This window comes from Rhodococcus sp. K11/5 (assembly GCF_055193735.1).
The window spans coordinates 3,218,267-3,237,123 of the sequence record NZ_CM143721.1; the positions used below are offsets into that span (position 1 = coordinate 3,218,267).

Annotated in this window: 14 protein-coding genes and 1 tRNA gene; 6 read left to right on the top strand and 9 right to left on the bottom strand. The window is 70.3% G+C overall.

Translation table 11 applies throughout. From position 1 onward, the window contains the following. Window positions 1-28 precede the first annotated feature (28 nt). Window positions 29-421 carry a holo-ACP synthase AcpS gene (acpS, locus tag ACY466_RS15160; protein WP_463246259.1) on the bottom strand — a complete coding sequence of 131 codons (393 nt, stop codon included), beginning with the start codon at window positions 419-421 and terminating at the stop codon, window positions 29-31. Beyond that, a complete protein-coding gene (locus ACY466_RS15165; RefSeq protein ID WP_463246261.1) occupies window positions 418-9,687 on the bottom strand; it encodes a fatty acid synthase subunit beta domain-containing protein in 9,270 nt (3,089 codons plus the stop codon). The genes acpS and ACY466_RS15165 overlap by 4 nt, the downstream gene beginning before the upstream one ends. Window positions 9,688-10,105: 418 nt before the next feature. Between ACY466_RS15165 and ACY466_RS15170 the strand changes: the two genes are divergently transcribed. The 4 genes from ACY466_RS15170 to ACY466_RS15185 all read left to right on the top strand — a co-directional run bounded on the left by ACY466_RS15170 (window position 10,106) and on the right by ACY466_RS15185 (window position 11,846). Beyond that, window positions 10,106-10,834 (top strand): hypothetical protein, encoded by a 729-nt coding sequence (locus ACY466_RS15170; RefSeq protein ID WP_463246263.1) that lies wholly within the window; start codon window positions 10,106-10,108, stop codon window positions 10,832-10,834. A 70-nt stretch (window positions 10,835-10,904) separates the two neighbouring features. Then, window positions 10,905-10,987 (top strand) — tRNA-Leu (locus tag ACY466_RS15175). A gap of 86 nt (window positions 10,988-11,073) precedes the next feature. Then, window positions 11,074-11,493, top strand: a complete 420-nt coding sequence (locus ACY466_RS15180; RefSeq protein WP_463252315.1) for a transcriptional regulator — start codon at window positions 11,074-11,076, stop codon at window positions 11,491-11,493. Then, window positions 11,490-11,846, top strand: coding sequence for a DUF3817 domain-containing protein (locus tag ACY466_RS15185; protein WP_463246265.1), 357 nt, complete (start codon window positions 11,490-11,492; stop codon window positions 11,844-11,846). The genes ACY466_RS15180 and ACY466_RS15185 overlap by 4 nt, the downstream gene beginning before the upstream one ends. A gap of 6 nt (window positions 11,847-11,852) precedes the next feature. Here the strand turns inward: ACY466_RS15185 and ACY466_RS15190 are convergent, their stop codons facing one another. The 7 genes from ACY466_RS15190 to clpS form a co-directional block, all read right to left on the bottom strand. Next, on the bottom strand, window positions 11,853-12,470 hold the full coding sequence (locus tag ACY466_RS15190; protein ID WP_463246267.1) for a non-canonical purine NTP pyrophosphatase: 618 nt from the start codon (window positions 12,468-12,470) through the stop codon (window positions 11,853-11,855). Continuing rightward, a complete protein-coding gene (rph, locus tag ACY466_RS15195) occupies window positions 12,463-13,215 on the bottom strand; it encodes a ribonuclease PH (RefSeq protein ID WP_463246269.1) in 753 nt (250 codons plus the stop codon). The genes ACY466_RS15190 and rph overlap by 8 nt, the downstream gene beginning before the upstream one ends. A 20-nt stretch (window positions 13,216-13,235) precedes the next feature. Then, window positions 13,236-13,994 (bottom strand): cyclic nucleotide-degrading phosphodiesterase, encoded by a 759-nt coding sequence (locus ACY466_RS15200; RefSeq protein WP_463246270.1) that lies wholly within the window; start codon window positions 13,992-13,994, stop codon window positions 13,236-13,238. Window positions 13,995-14,099: 105 nt separating this feature from the next. Further along, complete coding sequence (locus tag ACY466_RS15205) at window positions 14,100-14,741, bottom strand: rhomboid family intramembrane serine protease (RefSeq protein WP_463246272.1); 642 nt, start codon at window positions 14,739-14,741, stop codon at window positions 14,100-14,102. A 73-nt stretch (window positions 14,742-14,814) separates the two neighbouring features. Beyond that, window positions 14,815-15,897 carry a P1 family peptidase gene (locus ACY466_RS15210; protein ID WP_463246273.1) on the bottom strand — a complete coding sequence of 361 codons (1,083 nt, stop codon included), beginning with the start codon at window positions 15,895-15,897 and terminating at the stop codon, window positions 14,815-14,817. Beyond that, complete coding sequence (aosR, locus tag ACY466_RS15215) at window positions 15,894-16,493, bottom strand: oxidative stress transcriptional regulator AosR (protein ID WP_463246275.1); 600 nt, start codon at window positions 16,491-16,493, stop codon at window positions 15,894-15,896. Before aosR ends, ACY466_RS15210 begins: the two co-directional genes overlap by 4 nt. An 82-nt stretch (window positions 16,494-16,575) precedes the next feature. Beyond that, window positions 16,576-16,911 carry an ATP-dependent Clp protease adapter ClpS gene (gene clpS / locus ACY466_RS15220; protein ID WP_463246277.1) on the bottom strand — a complete coding sequence of 112 codons (336 nt, stop codon included), beginning with the start codon at window positions 16,909-16,911 and terminating at the stop codon, window positions 16,576-16,578. 72 nt (window positions 16,912-16,983) lie between these two features. Between clpS and ACY466_RS15225 the strand changes: the two genes are divergently transcribed. Then, a complete protein-coding gene (locus tag ACY466_RS15225) occupies window positions 16,984-18,276 on the top strand; it encodes a nicotinate phosphoribosyltransferase (protein ID WP_463246279.1) in 1,293 nt (430 codons plus the stop codon). 2 nt (window positions 18,277-18,278) lie between these two features. Further along, window positions 18,279-18,833: an isochorismatase family protein gene (locus ACY466_RS15230; RefSeq protein WP_463246281.1), complete on the top strand. Its 555-nt coding sequence runs from the start codon at window positions 18,279-18,281 to the stop codon at window positions 18,831-18,833. Window positions 18,834-18,857: the final 24 nt, after the last annotated feature.

Genomic DNA, 18,857 nt, shown 5'->3' on the forward strand with positions numbered 1-18,857 from the left:
CTCCGTGCTTCGCCCGCCTACGCCGGCGCTACTCCTCCAGGATGGCGACCGCTCCGGCGATGTCCCCGTCGTGCGTCATCGACAGGTGGATCTTGACGGTCGGCAGGAACTCCGCCGCCATGCCGTGCAGCTTGATCGAGGGCCGACCCCACGCATCGTTGACCACCTCGATCAACGGGTACGGGTTGTCGCCGATCTGCGGCGGCCGGGCGAACCGCGAGCTGGCCCACGCCTTGAGCACGGCCTCCTTCGCGGCCCACCGCGCGGCGTAGTGCCGCGCGGGCTCCGAACTCTTGGTCGCCGCGTGCCGCCGTTCACCGGCGGTGAAGCTGTCCCGCACCATCGTGGTACCGACGCGTTCGAGCTGTTCCCCGAACTCCGACACCGAGACCAGGTCCATACCTACCCCGAGAATGCTCACTTGCCGTCTCCGTTTCCGGCGACCCGGTACACGTCGTCCGCGCCGAGTCGCGAATTCTCGCTGAGCAACAGGTCTACCTCGAGCTGGTGCTTTGCGTCGCTCGACGTGCCGTCGTGGCCGAGACGACGGTTCTCCGGACGCTCGTACAGCGACGATCCGCCGCACATCGCATCCATCAGTCGACGCTTGCCGGCAATCCTGCGCGCCGTGGACGCGGCCACGTACTCGTCGCGTCGTTCCGCGGGAACGGCTTCCAGGAACGCCTGCGGGTGCACGACGGCGATGAGACCGGAGACGTGCCCGAAGCCGAGGCTGGTGAGCAGACCCGCCTTGAGCGGCAACCGGTTCCCGAAGCGCAGCGGCTCTCGCGCCCAGACGAGGTGCTCGAACTCGGTCATCTTGTCGTCCACGCAGTCGAGACTGCGGTTCGGCGGAATGACGCCCTGTTCGAGGACCTGGCAGAGACCGATGAGCTGGAACGCGGCCGCACCGCCCTTGCTGTGTCCGGTGAGCGACTTCTGCGAGATCACGAAGAGCGGGTTGCCCTCCGTGCGCCCGAGTGCCTTGGCGAGACGCGTGTGCAGCTCCGCCTCGTTGGGATCGTTGGCGTTGGTCGAGGTGTCGTGCTTGGAGATCACCGAGATGTCGTCCGGCCCGACGCCGAGGGCGCCGAGTGCGAGCGCCATGGCCGAGTCGGGACCGCCGCGGCCGACGCCCAGCGCGCCGAGTCCGGGAGCCGGGATCGACGTGTGCACACCGTCGCCGAAGGTCTGTGCCCATCCGACGACACCGAGGACGGGCAGACCCATCTCCAGTGCCAGATCACCGCGCGCCAGCAGAACCGTTCCGCCGCCGTGGGATTCGACGAATCCGCCGCGCCGACGATCGTTGGCCCGGGAGAACCGGCGATCGCTGATGCCCTTGGCGTGCATCGCGGCCGAGTCGGCGGTGGCCGACATGTCACCGAAGCCGATGATGCCTTCCGTGCTCAGGTCGTCGAAGCCGCCGGCGACCACGAAGGTGGCCTTGCCGAGCCGGATCTTGTCGACACCTTCCTCGACGGACACCGCCGCCGTGGCGCACGCCGCGACCGGGTGGACCATCGCACCGTAGGACCCGACGTACGACTGGACCACGTGGGCCGCAACCACGTTGGGCAGCGCCTCCTGCAGGATGTCGTTCGCCCGAGCGTCGCCGAGCAGGGTGTCGATGTACAGCGAGCGCATCGACTCCATGCCGCCCATGCCGGTGCCCTGGGTGTTGGCGACCAGCGACGGGTGCGTCCAGCGCATCAGCTCGGACGGGTTGAAGCCCGAGGTGATGAACGCGTCGACGGTGCAGACGATGTTCCACAACGCGACCCGGTCCACCGACGCCGCCATGTCGGGCGAGATGCCCCACGTGGTCGGATCGAACCCGGTCGGAATCTGACCACCCACGGTGCGGGTGAGCTTCATCTGACGCGGAACCCGGATCTCGGTGCCCGCCTTGCGGGTCACCTGCCAGTCACCGTCGGCCGACTGTCCGACGACGGTGCGCTCGGGGTCGGCACCGACGAAGGCGCGGGCCTCCGCTTCGCTGCCGACGACGAACGTCAGGTCGTTGTCCAGGTACACCGAGGTCATGAGCGGCGCACTGTTGTTCACCATGGCGCCGTCGTCCTCGTACCGGCGGATGCCGCAGCGCTCGACCACGATGTCGTGGTACCGCTCCGCGATCTCCGCCTCGGGAACCAGGTCGCCGGACTCGACGTCGTACCAGCCCGGCTTGGGATCGTTCTCCCAGACCACCAGTCCGGTGTTCCACGCGAGCTCCAGAACGCCTGCAGCCGAGAGCTTCTCCTCGACCTCCATCTCGAACCGGGTACGCGCACTGCCGTACGGTCCGAGCTCGCCGGTGCCGACGATGACCACGAGCTCCGACGGATCGACGTCCAACGCGGGCCAGGAGGGCGCGTCCAACTTCTCGTCGAGCCGCGGCGGCGCGGGGAGTGCGTCGACCGTGGGGAGATCCTCGGACACCGCCTCGTCCGCGACGGCCTCGTCCTGGGCCTGCTTGGCCAGCGCGGCCAGATCCAGCCCGGCCTCGGCGAGTCCGCCGGTGAGGTCGACCTGAATCGGTTCCCGCAGAGCCGATTCGCGGGAGTCCTCGTCGCAGGTGGCGAGCAACTGCGACGCCATCTCGGCGGTGGACCAGGTCCGCACGCCGGCGGCCTCGGCCGCGTTGGCGACGGGATCGTTGTGACCCATGAGGCCGGTGCCTCGGACCCAGCCGATGCGGGCGTGGACCAGCGTGACGCGGTCGGCCCAGGTGCGCTCGGCCTTCCAGCGGTTCACGATGGCGTCGAGCGCGGCCTTGGACTCGCCGTACGCACCGTCGCCGCCGAAGAGCCCGCGGTTGGGCGAACCCGGGAGGACGACGTGCAGCCGGGAGTCGACGTCGCGGTCGCTGCCGATCGTCGACAGACCGCCGATGAGACGCTCGACCGACCAGAGAAGCACGCGCATCTCCATCTCGGCCCGAGCTCCGGCGTCGGACAATTCGCCCGCCACTCTCGGTGCTGCGAACGGGAACAGCATCGTCGGGGTCATGGCCGGCTTGACGAGGGTCTTCGCGCCACCGGCGGAGTCGATCTGCTCGCCGCCGATCCAGTCGATGAGCGCATCGACGTCCGCGTACGACGCCATGTTGGCCGGAACCACCCAGAGGGCGGCACCCGCGGTGGCGTGCGTGCGGTAGAGGTCGCGGTAGAACCCGAGTCGCTCGTCGTTCAGGCGCGAGGTCGTGAGGAACACCGTCGCTCCCCCGGCCAGCAGTTCACCCGTGACCGCCGCGGCGATCGAGTTCTTGCTCGCTCCGGTGACCACGGCGACCTCGCCCGCCCAGCGGGTCGAGTCCTCGGTGGTCGACGCGGCGGACGCGGCGATCGATCCGTAGGTGTTCGCGAGGTCCGCGAGCCCGTTGCTCTCGGCGCGCTGCTGCCACCACTGTGCCTGCGCGGCAACGGCATCGCCGGTTCCGGCGAAGGCGTCGACGGCCAGGGCCCGGGCCCGCTCGTCGCCGATCCACAGCCGGGCGAGATCCTCGCGGGCCGTGGCCCAGCGATCGTCGATCAGCACGGCCCGCTTCGCGTCGAACGACGGCGCGACCAGGCGAGGCCAGTCGGAACCGAGCTCGGACGAGACCAGATCGACCAGTTCCGCTGCACTGCCGTCGGACTCGGGGATGCTCTCGGCCTCCGCGAAGCCCAACTGCTCGAGCACCAACCGGGCGGCGGAGGCAAGTACGCCGCTGCGACCGGTGATGTTCTCGGTGAACTCGCCGAGCGCGGCCGCGTCGACGGTTCCGCCGCCACCGCCGCCGCCGCTGGACGGCATGGTCACCTGGATGCCGCGACGCTGACCGACCGCGGACACCGCGGCGTCGACGATCGCGTCGACCGCGGCACCGTCGGCCACCGATCCGTCGGCGAGACCGCCGAGGTCGCCGCCGCGGATGGACGCACCGTCCCGAGTGCCCAGGGCCACCTCGGCCGTGACGTGATGGGCCCACCCGTCGCCGAGCTGCCATACCTTCGTGACCCGCTCGGCGATCGAGGCCGGACGCCGACCCGACGGTCCGAAGACCTTGCGCAGGTGGTCGTTGATCGAATCGCTGAGCACCGGGCCGTAGGGCCGGTAGGTGCGGGCGAGCTTGTTCACAGTGCCGGCGAGCGCACCCATGTCCGCGTCCGCCGCACCGTCGATGGCACCGAGCGAGAGCTCGGAACCGAGGTCGACGAGCAGCTGGTTGCGGCGCGAGGACACGCCGTCGCACAGGGCCTCGATGGTGTCGGCGGGGCCGATCTGGTCCATGCGGAGCTTGGTCCACAGCGCGATGAGGATGGTGGTGGCGTCCGACGCGGTGAACGCGATGTCGTCCGGACGGGGTCCACCGGCGGGTGCGGCGGCCGGGGCCGCGGGTGCGGCCGGTGCAGCGGGAGCCGCGGCGGCGACGGGATCGGCCGGCGCATCGGCCGGCTCGTCCTCGACGATCTCCGGATCGGTGTCCGTCGCGAAGACCACCTGCGCGTCGCGCTCGATGTTGAGGACCTCGATCGGGTGGCCGACCCGGCCCGGAAGCTTGAGCGTGTTCTTCGCCAGGTTGGCGACCGTCGGCATGGATCCGAGACCCACCTCGACGAAGCGCTCGACACCGAGTCCGCCGTCGGCCTCGTCGGCGAAGAGCAGGTCCTGCGTCTCGATCCAGCGGACCGGGCTGGCGAACTGCCAGGCCAGCAGCTCGGTCAGCACCACGCGGCACAGGTCCGACGGGCGCGCGGCCCAGCTGTCCCAGTCCCCCAGAACGCCCCGAAGCGGTTCGGACGGAACCAGATCCGAGATCTCCTGGACGAAGTCGCGATCGAGTGAGAACAGTCGCGGCACCAGGTTGGGGATGTAGCGGCCGACCAGGATCGACGGATCGATCTCGGCGGGCAGCAGATCGAGCAGACGCTCACGGAAGTCGTCGACACCGCCGCGCAGCACCGTGGAGTGGAACGGGACGTCGATGCCGGGGACCACGATGAACGCGCGCTTGCCACCGAATGCGGCCCGACGCTCGTCGATCTCCTTCTCGAGTTCCTCGAGCCCGGCCACCGTGCCGGCGATGGCGTACTGCGAGCCACGCAGGTTGAGGTTGACCACCTGCAGGAATTCGCCACTGCGCTCACCGACGGCCTCGACGAACGAGACGACGTCCTCGTCCGCGAGCCCGATCTGCGACGGACGGATCGCCGCCATGCGGTAGTCGCTGCGTCCCTTCGCATCTCGCGGAACCAGCTGATGCATGGCCGAACCGCGCTGGAAGACGACCTCGAGGACGGCTTCGAGCGGGAGCACGCCGGCGACGGCCGCGAGTGCGTTGTACTCACCGACGGAGTGGCCCGCGAGGATCGAATCCTCGACGAACGCACCGGATTCCCGGAGCTCGGCCACCTGCGCGACACCGAGGACCGCCATGGCGACCTGGGTGAACTGCGTCAGGTGCAGAACGCCGTCGGGGTGGCGGTGGACGACGCCGCGAGCGCGCAGCTCGGTCGGGTTGTCGCGGACCACGGCCAGGATGGAGAAGCCGAGGGCCGACCGGGTGTGCTTGTCCGCACGCTCCCAGACCTCGCGTGCGGCCTTGGAGCGGGCGCGGGCGTCGAGGCCCATCCCGGGCTGTTGGATGCCCTGCCCGGGGAAGGCGTAGACCGTCTTGGGAGCGGCGGTGCGACCGGTGGCCATCATGACCATGTCGCCGTCGACCTTGCAGGAGACCTCGACGATCTCGGCGCCGGCGTCGTAGCCGACGCGGTCCACGCGCACGTCGATCGTCGCGCCGGGGCGCACCATGCCGAGGAAGCGAGCGGTCCAGGCGGTGAGGCGACGCGGGGGCGTCGTGGACTCCGGATCGTCGGCGATGACGGCCTGCTGGGCCGCGGCCGAGAGCCACATCCCGTGCACGATCGGGCTGCCGAGGCCGGCGAGGCGGGCGGCGGCGTCGGAGGTGTGGATGGGGTTGTGGTCCCCGGACACCTGAGCGAACGCGGCCATGTGCCGCGGAGCGATCACCGTGGTGTCGCGGCGACGACGACGCGGGGTCTCCACGGCGGCGTCGGTCACGGCGCCGCCGGCGCGGGCCGGGTCGGACAGCGAACCGGCTCCGGTACGGCCGCGGATCGCGAACCGCTCGACCAGGGTGGCGACGACGGGGGCGTCGAGGCCCTCGCCGAGCATGGCGCCGATCTCGACGGACACCTCGACCACGCGGCCGAGATCGGTGTCGACGACCTCGCCGGACCGGGCCTTCACCACGAGAATGCTGTGGTGATCGGGAAGTTCGCCGCTGATGTCGATGCGGTGATCGAGGTGGACCAGGTCGAGCATGCCCTCGATGACACCGAGGGAATCGGCACCCGGCGTGCGAGCGGAACCGAGCACAGCGAACACGGCGGGCCAGCAGGCACCGACGAGAACGTCGGGGACCGCCGAGTTGCCCATGCCGAAGGAGGCGGGCAGACCCGCACCGGTGACGCCGGCGTGGTCGGCGACCAGATCCGGCGACCACGCGATGTTCAGCCGCGCGGCGCCGTTCTTGACGGCCGGAAGGTCCTGTCCCGCAGCGACTCCGAGCAGCGCGGACATCGCGGACTCGGCGTCGTCGGCAGTGACCAGCGGAGCACCGCCGTCCACGGCGGAGGCCGGGACGGTGATGCGGATGTCGACGGTCTTGCCCGGCGACAGGGGTACGGACAGTGCGACGTGATCGTCGTCCAGCACGGTGAGCGAGGCTCCGGTGCGCGAATGCACTGCGCGCGAATCGGTCTCGACGGTCCACTCGGACAGCGCGCCGAGGCGGCGCACCGGGCTCGGGGCCAACCGCGACGCCCAGGTGATGTCCGGAGCGGAGAGCACGATGCCGATCAGGCCGCCGGCGACGGCCGGGTTGCGGCGCGTCGCGACGGGCGTGACGTCGGCGCCGTCCGCCAGGAGGCGGTCCGCGGTGGCCTTCTCGAAGCGGTTCAGCAGATCACCGACGGGCTCGTCGACGCGATCGATGCCGGCCACGGCGACGGTGCCGGGAATGACGCACACCTGATCGGCCGAGTAGCGCGCACTGTGGGCCTGCCACAGCGAATCGCTGCGCCACCAGCGCCGCACGTCCTTGTCCACGACGGGAACGAAGTTGACGGGCTTGCCGGGGAGGCGGCAGACGGAGAAGAAGAACGGGATGTCCGCCGGGTGCAGCCGCACGTCGCCGGCGTCGGGGTAGCTGCCGAGCAGCGTGCGCAGTGCGGCGGCGGGCCGGTCGAGGACGGCGTCGTCGGCGAACAGGGTGGGGACGGGTCCGCGGTCCACGGGATGCAGCCGAGCCTCGGCGCGCTGGAGCAGTTCGCGGAAGCGCACGCGCCAGGTGACGTCCAGCCACGGCGAGGTGGTGGATTCGGTGTAGGCGTCGGAGATGTCGCCGCCGGTGTCGAAGTCACGCGCGATGTCCGAGCCGATGGCCAGCTCGAGGTAGCGCTGGAGCCACTGCAGGTACGTCATCGACTCGACGTCGCCGAAGTACGGCTTCGCGGTGGAGTCGAGGGCGGCGATGATCTCGTCGCGGCGCGCGGCCACGGCCTCTTCGTCGCCGGCGACCTCGTCGAGCAGGCGTCCGGTCTTCGAGGCGGCGTTGTCGATCTCGTGGATGTCGGCGCCGAGCTGACTGCGGCCCGACGCCATGCCGCCGGTGGCAGTTCCGGCGCCGACCCAGTCGGGCGTTCCCGGGGTGTCGACGAGGAGCTGCTTGACCTCCGGCGAGGTGGTCGCCTCGAGGGTGGCCATGGCCGCGGTGCCGATGAGGATGCCGTCGAGCGGCATGGCCGGGAAACCGGCGTCCTCGGACCAGCGGCCGGTGAGGTAGTCGGCGCCGCGCTCGGGGGTACCGATGCCGCCGCCGACGCAGATGACGATGTTGTCACGGGCGCGCAGTTCGGCGTACGTCGCGATCAACAGATCGTCGAGGTCTTCCCAGGAGTGGTGACCGCCGGCGCGGCCGCCCTCGATGTGGACGATGACCGGGTAGTCCGGGACCTCGTTGGCGATGCGGATGACCGCCCGGATCTGCGCGACGGTGCCGGGCTTGAAGCACACGTGGCTGATGCCGACCTCGGTCAGCTCCTCGATGAGTGCGACGGCTTCCTCGAGCTCGGGGATGCCGGCGGTGACGACGACACCGTCGAAGGGAGCACCCGCCGTGCGCGCCTTCTGTACGAGGCGCTTGCCGCCGAGCTGGAGCTTCCACAGGTACGGATCGAGGAACAGCGAGTTGAACTGCACACTGCGGCCAGGCTCGAGCAGTTCTTTCAGCTGCTCGACGTGACCGGCGAAGATCTCCTCGGTCACCTGACCGCCGCCGGCGAGCTCGGCCCAGTGGCCGGCGTTGGTGGCCGCGGCGACGATGGCCGGGTCGACCGTGGTCGGCGTCATGCCGGCCAGCAGGATCGGCGAGCGACCGGTGAGCGTCGTGAACGTGGTCTCGACGCCCTTCCACCCGTTGGGGAGTTCGACGATACGCGGGGCGAATTCGCTCCACGGACGCTCGACCTCGGGGGCTGCGCCGGGGGTCAGGAGGTTGCGGTGGCCGGTGCGGGTGGAGGCCGCGACGACGCCGATGCCGTGTCCACGCAGGTTCGACGCGGTGAGGCGGACGAGAGCCTCACCGGGGCCGAGGTCGAGGACCCAGGCCGCGCCGGCGGCGACGACGGATTCGACCGACTCGACCCAGTCCACGGGGTCGACGAGAATCTTGCGGGCGAGGGTGGTGGCGCGCTCGACGTCGAAACCACATCGATCGGCCCAGGCCGTGACGGTCTCGACGGCTTCGGCCATCTGCGGGTGATGGAAGCCGACCTCGATGTCGAGGGGCTCGAAGACCGGCGAGAAGATGGCGCCGCCGCGCTTCTTGGCGTCGCGCTCGCGGCTCTCCTGATCGGAGATCTCCTCGCAGCGCTGCTGGATGCGGACCAGCTTGGCGTAGGGACCGCTCAGCACGACACGGCGACGGCCGTTGCGGATCGCCACGACGGCAGAGGTGGTGGCGTCGTCGCCGGCGATCTCGTCGACGATGGTCTGCAGGCGCTCCGGATCGACGCCGGACACCGAGACCATCGGGGCACGGTCACCGGATCCGATGAGGGCGCGGCGGCGGCCGACGAGACCGGCGGCGGCACCGATGAGCTGGGCGACGGCGAGCAGTTCCGCATCGCTGTGGCCACGATCGGCGACCACCTGCTCGGCGAGGACGCCCTGCGAGTGTCCGACGGCGACGACGGGCGGGGTGACCGTGTAGTCGAGGCCTTGGACGGCGAGGGCGCGCAGTGCGGCGATCTGGGTCAGCAGCACACCGGGGACCGACACGGCGGCGGAGGCGAGCGCGGCGTCGGACGGTCCGGCGGTGGGATCGTCGGCGAGTTCCTGCTCGAGCATCCAGGCGATCGGATCGAATCCGAGCGGACGCACGACCAGCAGTTCCTGCGAGACGGGCTCGAGGGCGCGGGCGGAGGTGTTGATCAGCTCGGTGATCTGCGGCTCGAGGGCGCAGTCACGCGTCAGCTCCTCGAGAGTGGGCAGCCACGGGGCGCCCTGTCCACCGAACGCCACGGCGTACGGCGTTCCGTCGGCGAGCTGCTCGGCGAGCGACTGCGATCGGTCGGTCGAACGTGGGCGGCCGTGGGGTGTGCTCTCGTTGATCGTCACGCGTGCGTGTCCTCTCCTGGTCACCTCGGGTCGCGAGGCACGTCGGGGTCGTTGCGGCTCGATGCGCGAGCGAACAGACCGCTCGTCATCTCGTGAGGAAAGGGTGTCACAGAATCATGAGGAATTCCTCACGTTCGCTATGACGTCCTAGTGCTACCAGCGAGTACGTCGAATTCGCCCCGCCGACGAGCCGCTCGACCTGACCGAATAGTAGGGAAGATCGGCGCAGGCCGAAGGCGTATGCGGAGCCCGCGAACATGAGGTGATCCTCGGATTCACCGCAGCTTGGTTGTTACACAGATCACACCGGGAGGCACGGGGTGCAACGGCGCGGGAACGGTCCCTGTCGGAGCCGCGTCCTACTGTCCCGACAGCCCACGCGAGGCCGCGGGGGCACCGACACGTTCCGGGGGGAACCATGACCGACACCATCACCGACGCGACCACCGAATCGGCGGCGACCATCGAACCGCCGGCCGCCCTGGCCCCGCCGCTGCACCGCCTCGTCACCGCGATCGAGACGACGCTCCCGGCGGCGACCCATCCGTTCTGGTTCCCCGGGTGGCCGGGCGATGCCGAGGCCGCCCTGCTGGACGCCGTCTACTCCCCGCGCGCCGCCTACGGCTCGGCGACCACCGGGGTGAGGCGCGTGATCTCGGCGTGGCGGACGTACCGCACCGGCCGCGACGACCTGACGGCCTTCGCCTCCGTCTCCGCCGACGAGCTGACCGAGATCCTGGGCAATCGTCAACGCGTCGCGGGTGGGACCGCGACCAAGGCGGCCGCGGTTCGCGACGTCGCCGCCGCCTTGGTGAACCTGGGTATCGAGAACTCGAACGATCTGTACGAGTGCGACGAGTCCGACCTCGCGGCCGCGGCCCGCGCCGTCACCTCCGTGCCGGGCGTCGGCGCGGCGTCCTGGTCGCTGTTCCACGGGGTGCAGTTCCTCACCCGGCGCGGTGCGGAGCTCGACGCGGCGGTGAACGGGCACGTTCGTGACTTCGTGCGGCAGACACTGACGGACGGCGACGACCTCACGGACGGCGAGATCGACGCGTTGGTCCGTGACACCGCGACGTCGATGCCGGTCGACGCGGCCACCCTCCGGCACAGCGTGTGGCGTCACCAGCGCAGATCGCGGCGCTGACTCTCCCGCCCCGGCGCCGGTGATCGGCACGGTTCACCGGCGCCGGGGTGGGATAAGCTCCCCTCGCTACGCGCGAGTGGCGGAATTGGCAGACGCGCCAGATTTAGGTTCTGGTGTCCGAAGGACGTGGGGGTTCAAGTCCCCCCTCGCGCACTCGTGGCCTCCGTCTCACCTCGTCCGCGGGGGTACGACGCGCTGTCGTCGACGCGGTTCGGTCCGGTACCGTCGAGAACGTGAACATCGACGACACCTCCGGCTCTCCCGGTCGTCGACCTGCGCTGATCATCCTGGTGATCGTGGCCGCAGCGGGGTGTCTCGCCCTCGGCTACTGGCAGTGGGCGCGCTTCGAATCCTCCTCCGGAACCGGTCAGAACCTCGGCTACGCCCTGCAGTGGCCGCTCTTCGCGGCGTTCGTGGTCTTCGCCTACCGACGCTTCGTCCAGCTCGAGAGCGGCGAGGACGAACCGGTCGAGGACGAGTCCGCACCGGTGACCGAGATCCCCGCCGACCTCCTGCCGCCGCGGCCCACCGTGGACCTCGGCCCGGAGACCGACCTCGAAGCGCGACAGCTGCGCGAGTACAACCGACTTCTCGCCGAGCTGGATCCCGATTCCGCGGAGCGCACCGCCGGCCGCGACAACGACAGGAGCACCACGTGAGCACCGCCGAGCACGATCCCGCCGTGGACTCTCGCAAGAACGACCCGCGGATCAAGCCGGCGCTGCTGCGCTACCGCGTGCTCGCGTACGCCACCGGTGTCTGGTTGATCGTGCTCACCGCCGAGATGATCGCCAAGTACATCTTCGGTGTCGAGGATCTGCCCTCGTGGATCGCCATCGTCCACGGCTGGGTGTACTTCGTGTACCTCATCCTCACCCTGGACCTGGCGGTCAAGGTGCGGTGGCCGGTCTCGCGCACCATCGGCACGATGCTGGCCGGCACGATTCCGCTGCTCTCCTTCGTGATCGAGCACCGCCGCACCCGTCAGGTACAGCGCGACTTCGTCGTCTGAGAGGCGTCAGGCCGGGTCGGCGAGCGCGGCCAGCTGCGGCAGGAGCATCCGAAGCGCGCGACCGCGGTGCGACGCCGCGTCCTTCTCCTGCGGGGTGAGCTCGGCCGCCGTGACCATCTCGCCCTCGGGGACGAAGACGGGGTCGTAACCGAAACCGCCCGATCCCACGGCCTCGTGCGCGAGGATTCCGCGCCACTCCCCTCGCACCACCGTCTCGGTGCCGTCGGGAAGCACCAGAGCGCACGCCGACACGAACCCGGCCCCGCGGCGCTCGTCCGGAACGTCGCCCATCTGCGCGAGAACCAGGTCGGTGTTCGCCTCGTCGTCGCCGTGCTGGCCGGACCACCGGGCGGACAGCACTCCGGGCATCCCGTTCAACGCGTCGATCTCGATACCCGAATCGTCGGCAACGCAGGCGATTCCGTTGGCCGCTGCGCCGTCGCGCGCCTTGATCAGGGCGTTCTCCTCGAACGTGGCACCGGTCTCGGGCCGCTCCGGGTACTCCGGGACCTCGTCGAGCCCCACCAGGGCGATCCCCGTGATCTCGGCCGCGTCGAGAACGCGACGCAGTTCGGCGAGCTTCTTCGCGTTACGGCTCGCGACGAGCAACCGAACCTCAGACACCGGGCAGCTCACCCGGATACGGCAGGGCCAGCGCTTCCTTCTGCACCGCGAAGAGCTTCTCGCAGCCGGTGAAGGCGACGTCGAGCATCGCGTCGAGGGTGGAGCGTGGGAAGGTCGCACCCTCCCCGGTGCCCTGCACCTCCACCAGGGTCCCGGTGTCGGTGGAGACGATGTTCATGTCGACCTCCGCGCGCGAATCCTCCTCGTAAGGAAGGTCGAGGCGCACCCGTCCGTCCACGACACCGACGCTGATGGCGGCGATGGCGCACGAGATGGGCTGCGGGTCGGTCAGACGATCGTGGGCACGCAGGTAGGTGACGGCGTCGGACAGCGCGACATACGCGCCGGTGATGGCCGCCGTGCGGGTGCCGCCGTCGGCCTGGAGGACGTCGCAGTCCAGGGCGATCGTGTTCTCGCCGATCGCGGCGAGATCGATGCACGCGCGCAGCGAGCGACCGACCAGGCGGGAGATCTCCTGGGTGCGTCCGCTGACCTTGCCCTTGACCGACTCGCGGCTGTTTCGGGTGTGGGTCGAGGCGGGAAGCATCGCGTACTCGGCGGTGAGCCAGCCCAGGCCGGATCCCTTGCGCCACCGCGGCACGCCCTGCTCGACGCTCGCGGTGCACATCACGCGGGTGTTGCCGAACTCCACCAGCACCGAGCCGGCGGGATGCGAGGTGAATCCGCGGGTGATGGTGATGGGGCGTAGTTCGTCGTCTGCTCTGCCGTCTTCTCGTGTGGACACGATTCCCACCCTAGCCGCGGTCAGATCTCGAAGACGTCACCGGGCGAGACGGCGTGGACCGGCCCGTCGAACTGCGCCTTCGCCTCCGCCACGACGTCCTCGCGCGAGATCCAGGGCGGAATGTGAGTGACCAGGAGCTCCCCCACGCCCGCGTCCGTGGCGAGGCGCCCGGCCTCGGTTCCGGACAGGTGGACACCGGTCGGCCGACTCGCGTCGTCCGTCCAGGACGCCTCCGCGAGCAGCACGTCGGCGCCGTGCGCGATGTCGCGGACGGCCTGGCACATACCGGTGTCACCGGTGTAGGCGAGGACGCGGCCCTCGCCGGTGTCGATGCGGATGCCGTACGACTCGGGGGGATGGAACACGCGTCGGGTCTGGACGGTGAGCGAGCCGAATCCGAAGATCTTGCCGTCGGACAGGCGATGCAGGTCCAGGGTGTCGGAGATGTCGTCGATACTGCCGCCGCTCTCCGCCGACGCCACCCCGAGCCGGAAGGCGGTGTCCGACGGTCCGTAGACCAGGGCGCGGCCGGCGGGCGGGTTCGGGTGGTAGCGCCGCCACACGAGCAACCCGGGAACGTCGAGGCAATGGTCGGCGTGCAGGTGCGAGAGCAGCACCGTGACGTCCGCGGGATCGACGTACCGCTGCAGGGCCCCGAGAACCCCGGGACCGAAGTCCATCACCAGCGGTGGGGTGTCGGGCGCCTCGAGCAGGTATCCGGACGCCGGCGAATCCGGGCCCGCCACGCTGCCCGAGCAACCCAGGATCGTCAGACGCATGCCGGTCATGCTGCCATGCCCCCCTCCCGATTCACGCGCGATCCCACGCGGAGTCGACCGACCGATTCCGCGACCCGCCGACGGGGTCGTCGTCGGGCGCTGCCGTCACCGAGTGTGCGGGAGAGTCGGCGTCTTCTGCGTGCGGGCACTCCGGGAATCCGAGGCGAACATCCAGGCCGCCAACACCCCGGCCAGCGCGCCGAACAGGTGGCCCTGCCACGACACGTTCGGCTGCGTCGGGAGCACACCCCACAGCGCGCTGCCGTAGACCACGAGCACCAGGAATCCCACCACCAGTTGGCCGAGGTTGCGGGCGAAGACACCGCGCACGATCAGGTAGGACAACCAGCCGAACACCAGGATCGAGGCCCCCACGTGGAGCGTCGCCGTTCCGCCCGTCAGCCACGTGCCGAAGCCACCGACGATCCACACGACCGAGGTCACGGCGATGCCGCGTCCGATTCCCGACAGCATGAGGACGAAGCCGAGAACCAGCAGCGGCGCGGTGTTGGCGAACAGGTGGTCCCACCCGTGGTGCAGGACCGGGGCGAACGCGATGCCGTCCAGACCGTCGATCTGCCGGGGCCGGATACCGGCGGCGTCGAGGCGAAGACCGGTGGCCACGTCCACCGCCTCGATGACGTAGAGCAGCGCGACGAAGGCCAGCGTGACCGAGGCCGCGCTCTTCCACCGCGAGCGGTTGCGGGTGGGAGCCGCGGGGGCGGCACCGGGGGATCCGAGGGTCATGGTCACTTCCTTGATCGGGCACGTCGTCGGCGTTGTCTACCCACCTTCGACCATATCGGACACCGCCGACTGCTCAGCCGAACGCGGAGGGGAACACCTCGCGGTACGACGGCACCCCGGCCACCGACACCGCGGACAGCACGGCGTCGGCGATGGCCCGTTCCACCGTCGGAGCCGCCGCGCGACACACCGCGTCGAGCACAGCGAGATCGGCCATCATCATCGGATCCGCAGGATCCCCCGCCTCCGGAATTCGAGTGCCCGTGGCGAGCGCGAACACGGTGTCGCCGTCGAGAGGTGAGTGCGCGGGCCGCACCGCTCGCGCCAGACCGTCGTGACCGGCGACCGCGAGGCGGCGGCACCCGGACGCCGTCAACGGCGCATCGGTGGCCACGACACCGATGGTGGTGTTGAGCGAGGTGGCCTTGTCCACCAGAGCGGCGGCCGCACGGCGGTCGTCCGCGGACGGAGGCCGCACACCGCGATCCGGTGCGCCGGACGCACCGAACCCCCACGGCATTCCCGTCTCGGGATCGAACACCGACCCGACGGGATTGCAGACCATGAGGGCGGAGACCGTGACCCCGGCGGCCGGACCGGAGTCCAGCACGGTCGAGGCGGTTCCGACGCCACCCTTGAGCACGCCGGCGCGTGCGCCCGTTCCGGCTCCGACGCTTCCCGAGTCGAACGCGGTACCCGCCGCCTCGGCCGCGCGGTACCCGAAGTCGGCGCCCGGGCGCACCGACCAGTCCCCCACGGGGAGGTCGAAGATCACCGCGGCGGGCACGATCGGCACCACCAGGCGGGGGCTTCCCATGCGCACGCCGCGACCCTGTTCCTCGAGCCACCGCATCACGCCGTCCGCCGAGGCCAGACCGTAGGCGCTGCCGCCGGTCAGGACGATCGCATCGACCTTCTGCACCGAGTGCGAGGGGTCGAGCAGATCGGTCTCGCGGGTGCCCGGCCCGCCGCCGCGTACGTCGACCGCCGCCGTGGCGGGCGAGGTGGTGAGCACCACCGTGCACCCGGTGGCGCCGCCCCGACCGTCCGCGCCGGACCTCGGATCGGTGAGCGACACCGCGTCGTCGAGGACGTGGTGATGCCCCACGAGCAGTCCGCGCACGTCGGTCAACCGATCGTGCGGGCCCTCGCTCACGGCATCAGGGTCTGAACCAGCGAGTCCTGCATCCACGTCAGCCAGTGGTAGACGTCGAGGTGCGGAGCCCGCGGATCGTCCTCGGGCAGCTGCTCGGGGGTGTCGGCGTCGATGCCGAGCGTGGTGCCCAGCGCCAGCCGCACGTCGTTGAGCCCCACGAGCCACTGCTCCGCCTGCTCGGGAGTCAACGCGAGCTTGCCGCCGCCCGCAGGCAGGGTCGACAGAATGGTCGTCGCGGCCAGCCGCTTGGCGTCGATGATGTCGGGCTCGTGCAGTCCGCGCAGCGCACCGTTGAGGTCCGCCTGGTTCGCGAGCGATCCGGGTCCCTCGGCGTCGCTCTCCCCGAGATCGGCCGCCTCGGGGCGATGGAAGTCCGGCAGCAACCGAGCCAGCGTCGGGTCTTCGGGGGGCGCGGTGTTCCCGGAGCGGATGCCGGTCAGCTCCGCGAGGTCGTCGGCCGGGGCGTCCGCGGTGCGACGATCGAGCAACCCCACCACGGATTCGACGAGCGAGGACAGCACGGCTACTTCGCGACCGTCCATCTCGGTCTTGAACTTGGGTCCGCCCAAACCGTTCTTGCGGGTCCACATACGCACGTCGTCGGCGCCTCTTCCTTGGTGTCGGTGTGCGGGGTGTCGGTGTGCGGGGGTCGGTGTGGTGTCGCTGTGAGCCGCGCTGTCACACGTCGTGCTGCATGGTGGCCCACAGGCCCGCACTGTGCAGTTTCTGCACGTCGATCTCCATCTTGTCCCGTGCCCCGCTCGACACGACGGCCTTGCCCTCCGAGTGCACCTGCATCATCAGCTCCGTGGCCTTGTCCTTGCTGTAGCCGAAGAGCTTCTGGAACACGTAGGTGACGTAGTGCATGAGGTTCACGGGGTCGTCCCAGACGATGGTGACCCAGGGGGTGTCCTCGGCGGCCCGTTCCTCGACTGCCACCGCTTCCGTCTCCCCCGGTGCGGCCTGGGGAACGGTGGCCGTGACGAGCGGTCTCGTGGTGATCTCCGAAGCCATGCCCACCAGGATACGGCGTGGCGTGCGGCCCGAGAACCGACTCGCCGCCCTTCGGTCTGACACAGTGCGAGGGTGACCTCGACCGCGCTGTTCACCGATCGCTACGAACTGACCATGCTCTCGGCCGCGTTGCGCGACGGGACGGCGCACCGATCCTGTTCCTTCGAGGTCTTCGCGAGGCGGCTGCCGGGCGGGCGCCGCTACGGCGTCGTCGCGGGCACCGGACGGCTGCTCGACGCGCTGACCCGCTTCCGGTTCGGGCCGGACGAGCTGGCGTCGCTCTCGACGTTTTTGGACGACACCACGCTGGAGTGGCTGCGGAACCACCGGTTCTCGGGCGACATCGACGGCTACCGCGAGGGCGAGTTGTTCTTCCCGGGTTCCCCCGTGCTGACGGTCCACGGCACCTTCGCCGAGTGCGTGCTGCTCGAGACCCTCGTGCTGTCGATCTACAACCACGACAGCGCGATCGCCGCGGCGGCGGCCCGCATGGTCGGGGCGGCCGACGGTCGTCCCCTCATCGAGATGGGATCGCGCCGCGCGCACGAGGAGGGTGCGGTGGCGTCGGCACGCGCGGCGTACCTCGCCGGGTTCACCGCCACGTCGAACCTCGAGGCGACCCGCCGCCACGGCGTGCCCGGAGCCGGTACCAGCGCGCACGCGTTCACGCTGCTGCACACCGACCGGAACGGTCCGGACGAGGCCGCCGCCTTCACCGCGCAGATCGCCGCTCTGGGCGTCGGGACCACGCTGCTGGTGGACACCTACGACATCACGGAAGGCGTCGCGACCGCCGTCGCGGTGGCCGGACCCGAACTCGGCGGCGTGCGCATCGATTCGGGTGACCTCGGTGTGCTGGCCCGTCAGGTTCGCCGCCAACTCGACGACCTCGGCGCCACGGGGACCCGCATCGTGGTCTCCGGAGACCTGGACGAGTACGCGATCGCGTCGCTGCGCGCGGAGCCGGTGGACAGCTACGGGGTGGGGACCTCGGTGGTCACCGGATCCGGGGCACCCACGGCGTCGATGGTCTACAAGCTCGTCGAGGTCGACGGACTGCCGGTGGCGAAGCGCAGCTCGCACAAGGAGTCGCGTGGCGGCCGCAAGCGCGGCGTGCGCCTGTCCCGCCGCACCGGCATCGTGGTGGAGGAGGTCGTGCTTCCCGCCGACGCTCCGACCCCGGACTCGGAACCGTACGAGGTCCGCGAACTCACCGTCCCGCTGGTGCGCGGCGGTGAGGTCTGCGACGGCGTCGGCACGCTCGAGGACGCGCGCGCCGCGGTGGCGTCGGGCCTGAAGTCGCTGCCGTGGGAGGGGCTCGGGCTCTCGCAGGGAGACCCGGCGATCCCGACGGTATTCTCGTAGCCGTGACTACCGCACTGGTGATCGTCGACGTCCAGAACGATTTCTGCGAGGGCGGTGCGCTGGGAGTCGAGGGTGGGACTCGCGTCGCCGAAGCCGTGAGCATGCTCGTGGCGGGCGCGGAGTACGACGTCGTCGTCGCCACCCGTGATCACCACATCGACCCCGGCGACCACTTCTCCGACACACCCGATTTCGTCGACAGTTGGCCACCGCACTGCGTCGTCGGCACCCCGGGATGCGACTTCCACCCGTCGTTCGATCTCTCGTCGGTGGCCGCCGTATTCTCCAAGGGCGAGTACGAGGCCGCATACTCCGGATTCGAGGGCACCGCCGAGGACGGCACCGCGTTGGCGCCGTGGTTGCGCGCCCGCGGGGTCGATTCGGTCCACGTCGTGGGCTTGGCCACCGACCACTGCGTGCGCGCGACAGCCCTGGGCGCGGCCGCCGCTGGGTTCACCACGACCGTGCTCGTGGACTACTGCGCTGCGGTGACTCCGTCGAACGTTCCCTCGGTGCTGGCCGAGCTCGCCGACCACGGAGTCGCGTCCACCCGATAGAACACACGGGCGAACCGGGGCTGT

What these genes read in the sequence shown, in the direction of transcription:
- clpS (WP_463246277.1), bottom strand. Translation starts at nt 16,911, where the DNA reads ATGGCTTCGGAGATCACCACGAGACCGCTCGTCACGGCCACCGTTCCC.
- ACY466_RS15205 (WP_463246272.1), bottom strand. Translation starts at nt 14,741, where the DNA reads ATGACCCTCGGATCCCCCGGTGCCGCCCCCGCGGCTCCCACCCGCAAC.
- ACY466_RS15200 (WP_463246270.1), bottom strand. Translation starts at nt 13,994, where the DNA reads ATGCGTCTGACGATCCTGGGTTGCTCGGGCAGCGTGGCGGGCCCGGAT.
- ACY466_RS15170 (WP_463246263.1), top strand. Translation starts at nt 10,106, where the DNA reads ATGACCGACACCATCACCGACGCGACCACCGAATCGGCGGCGACCATC.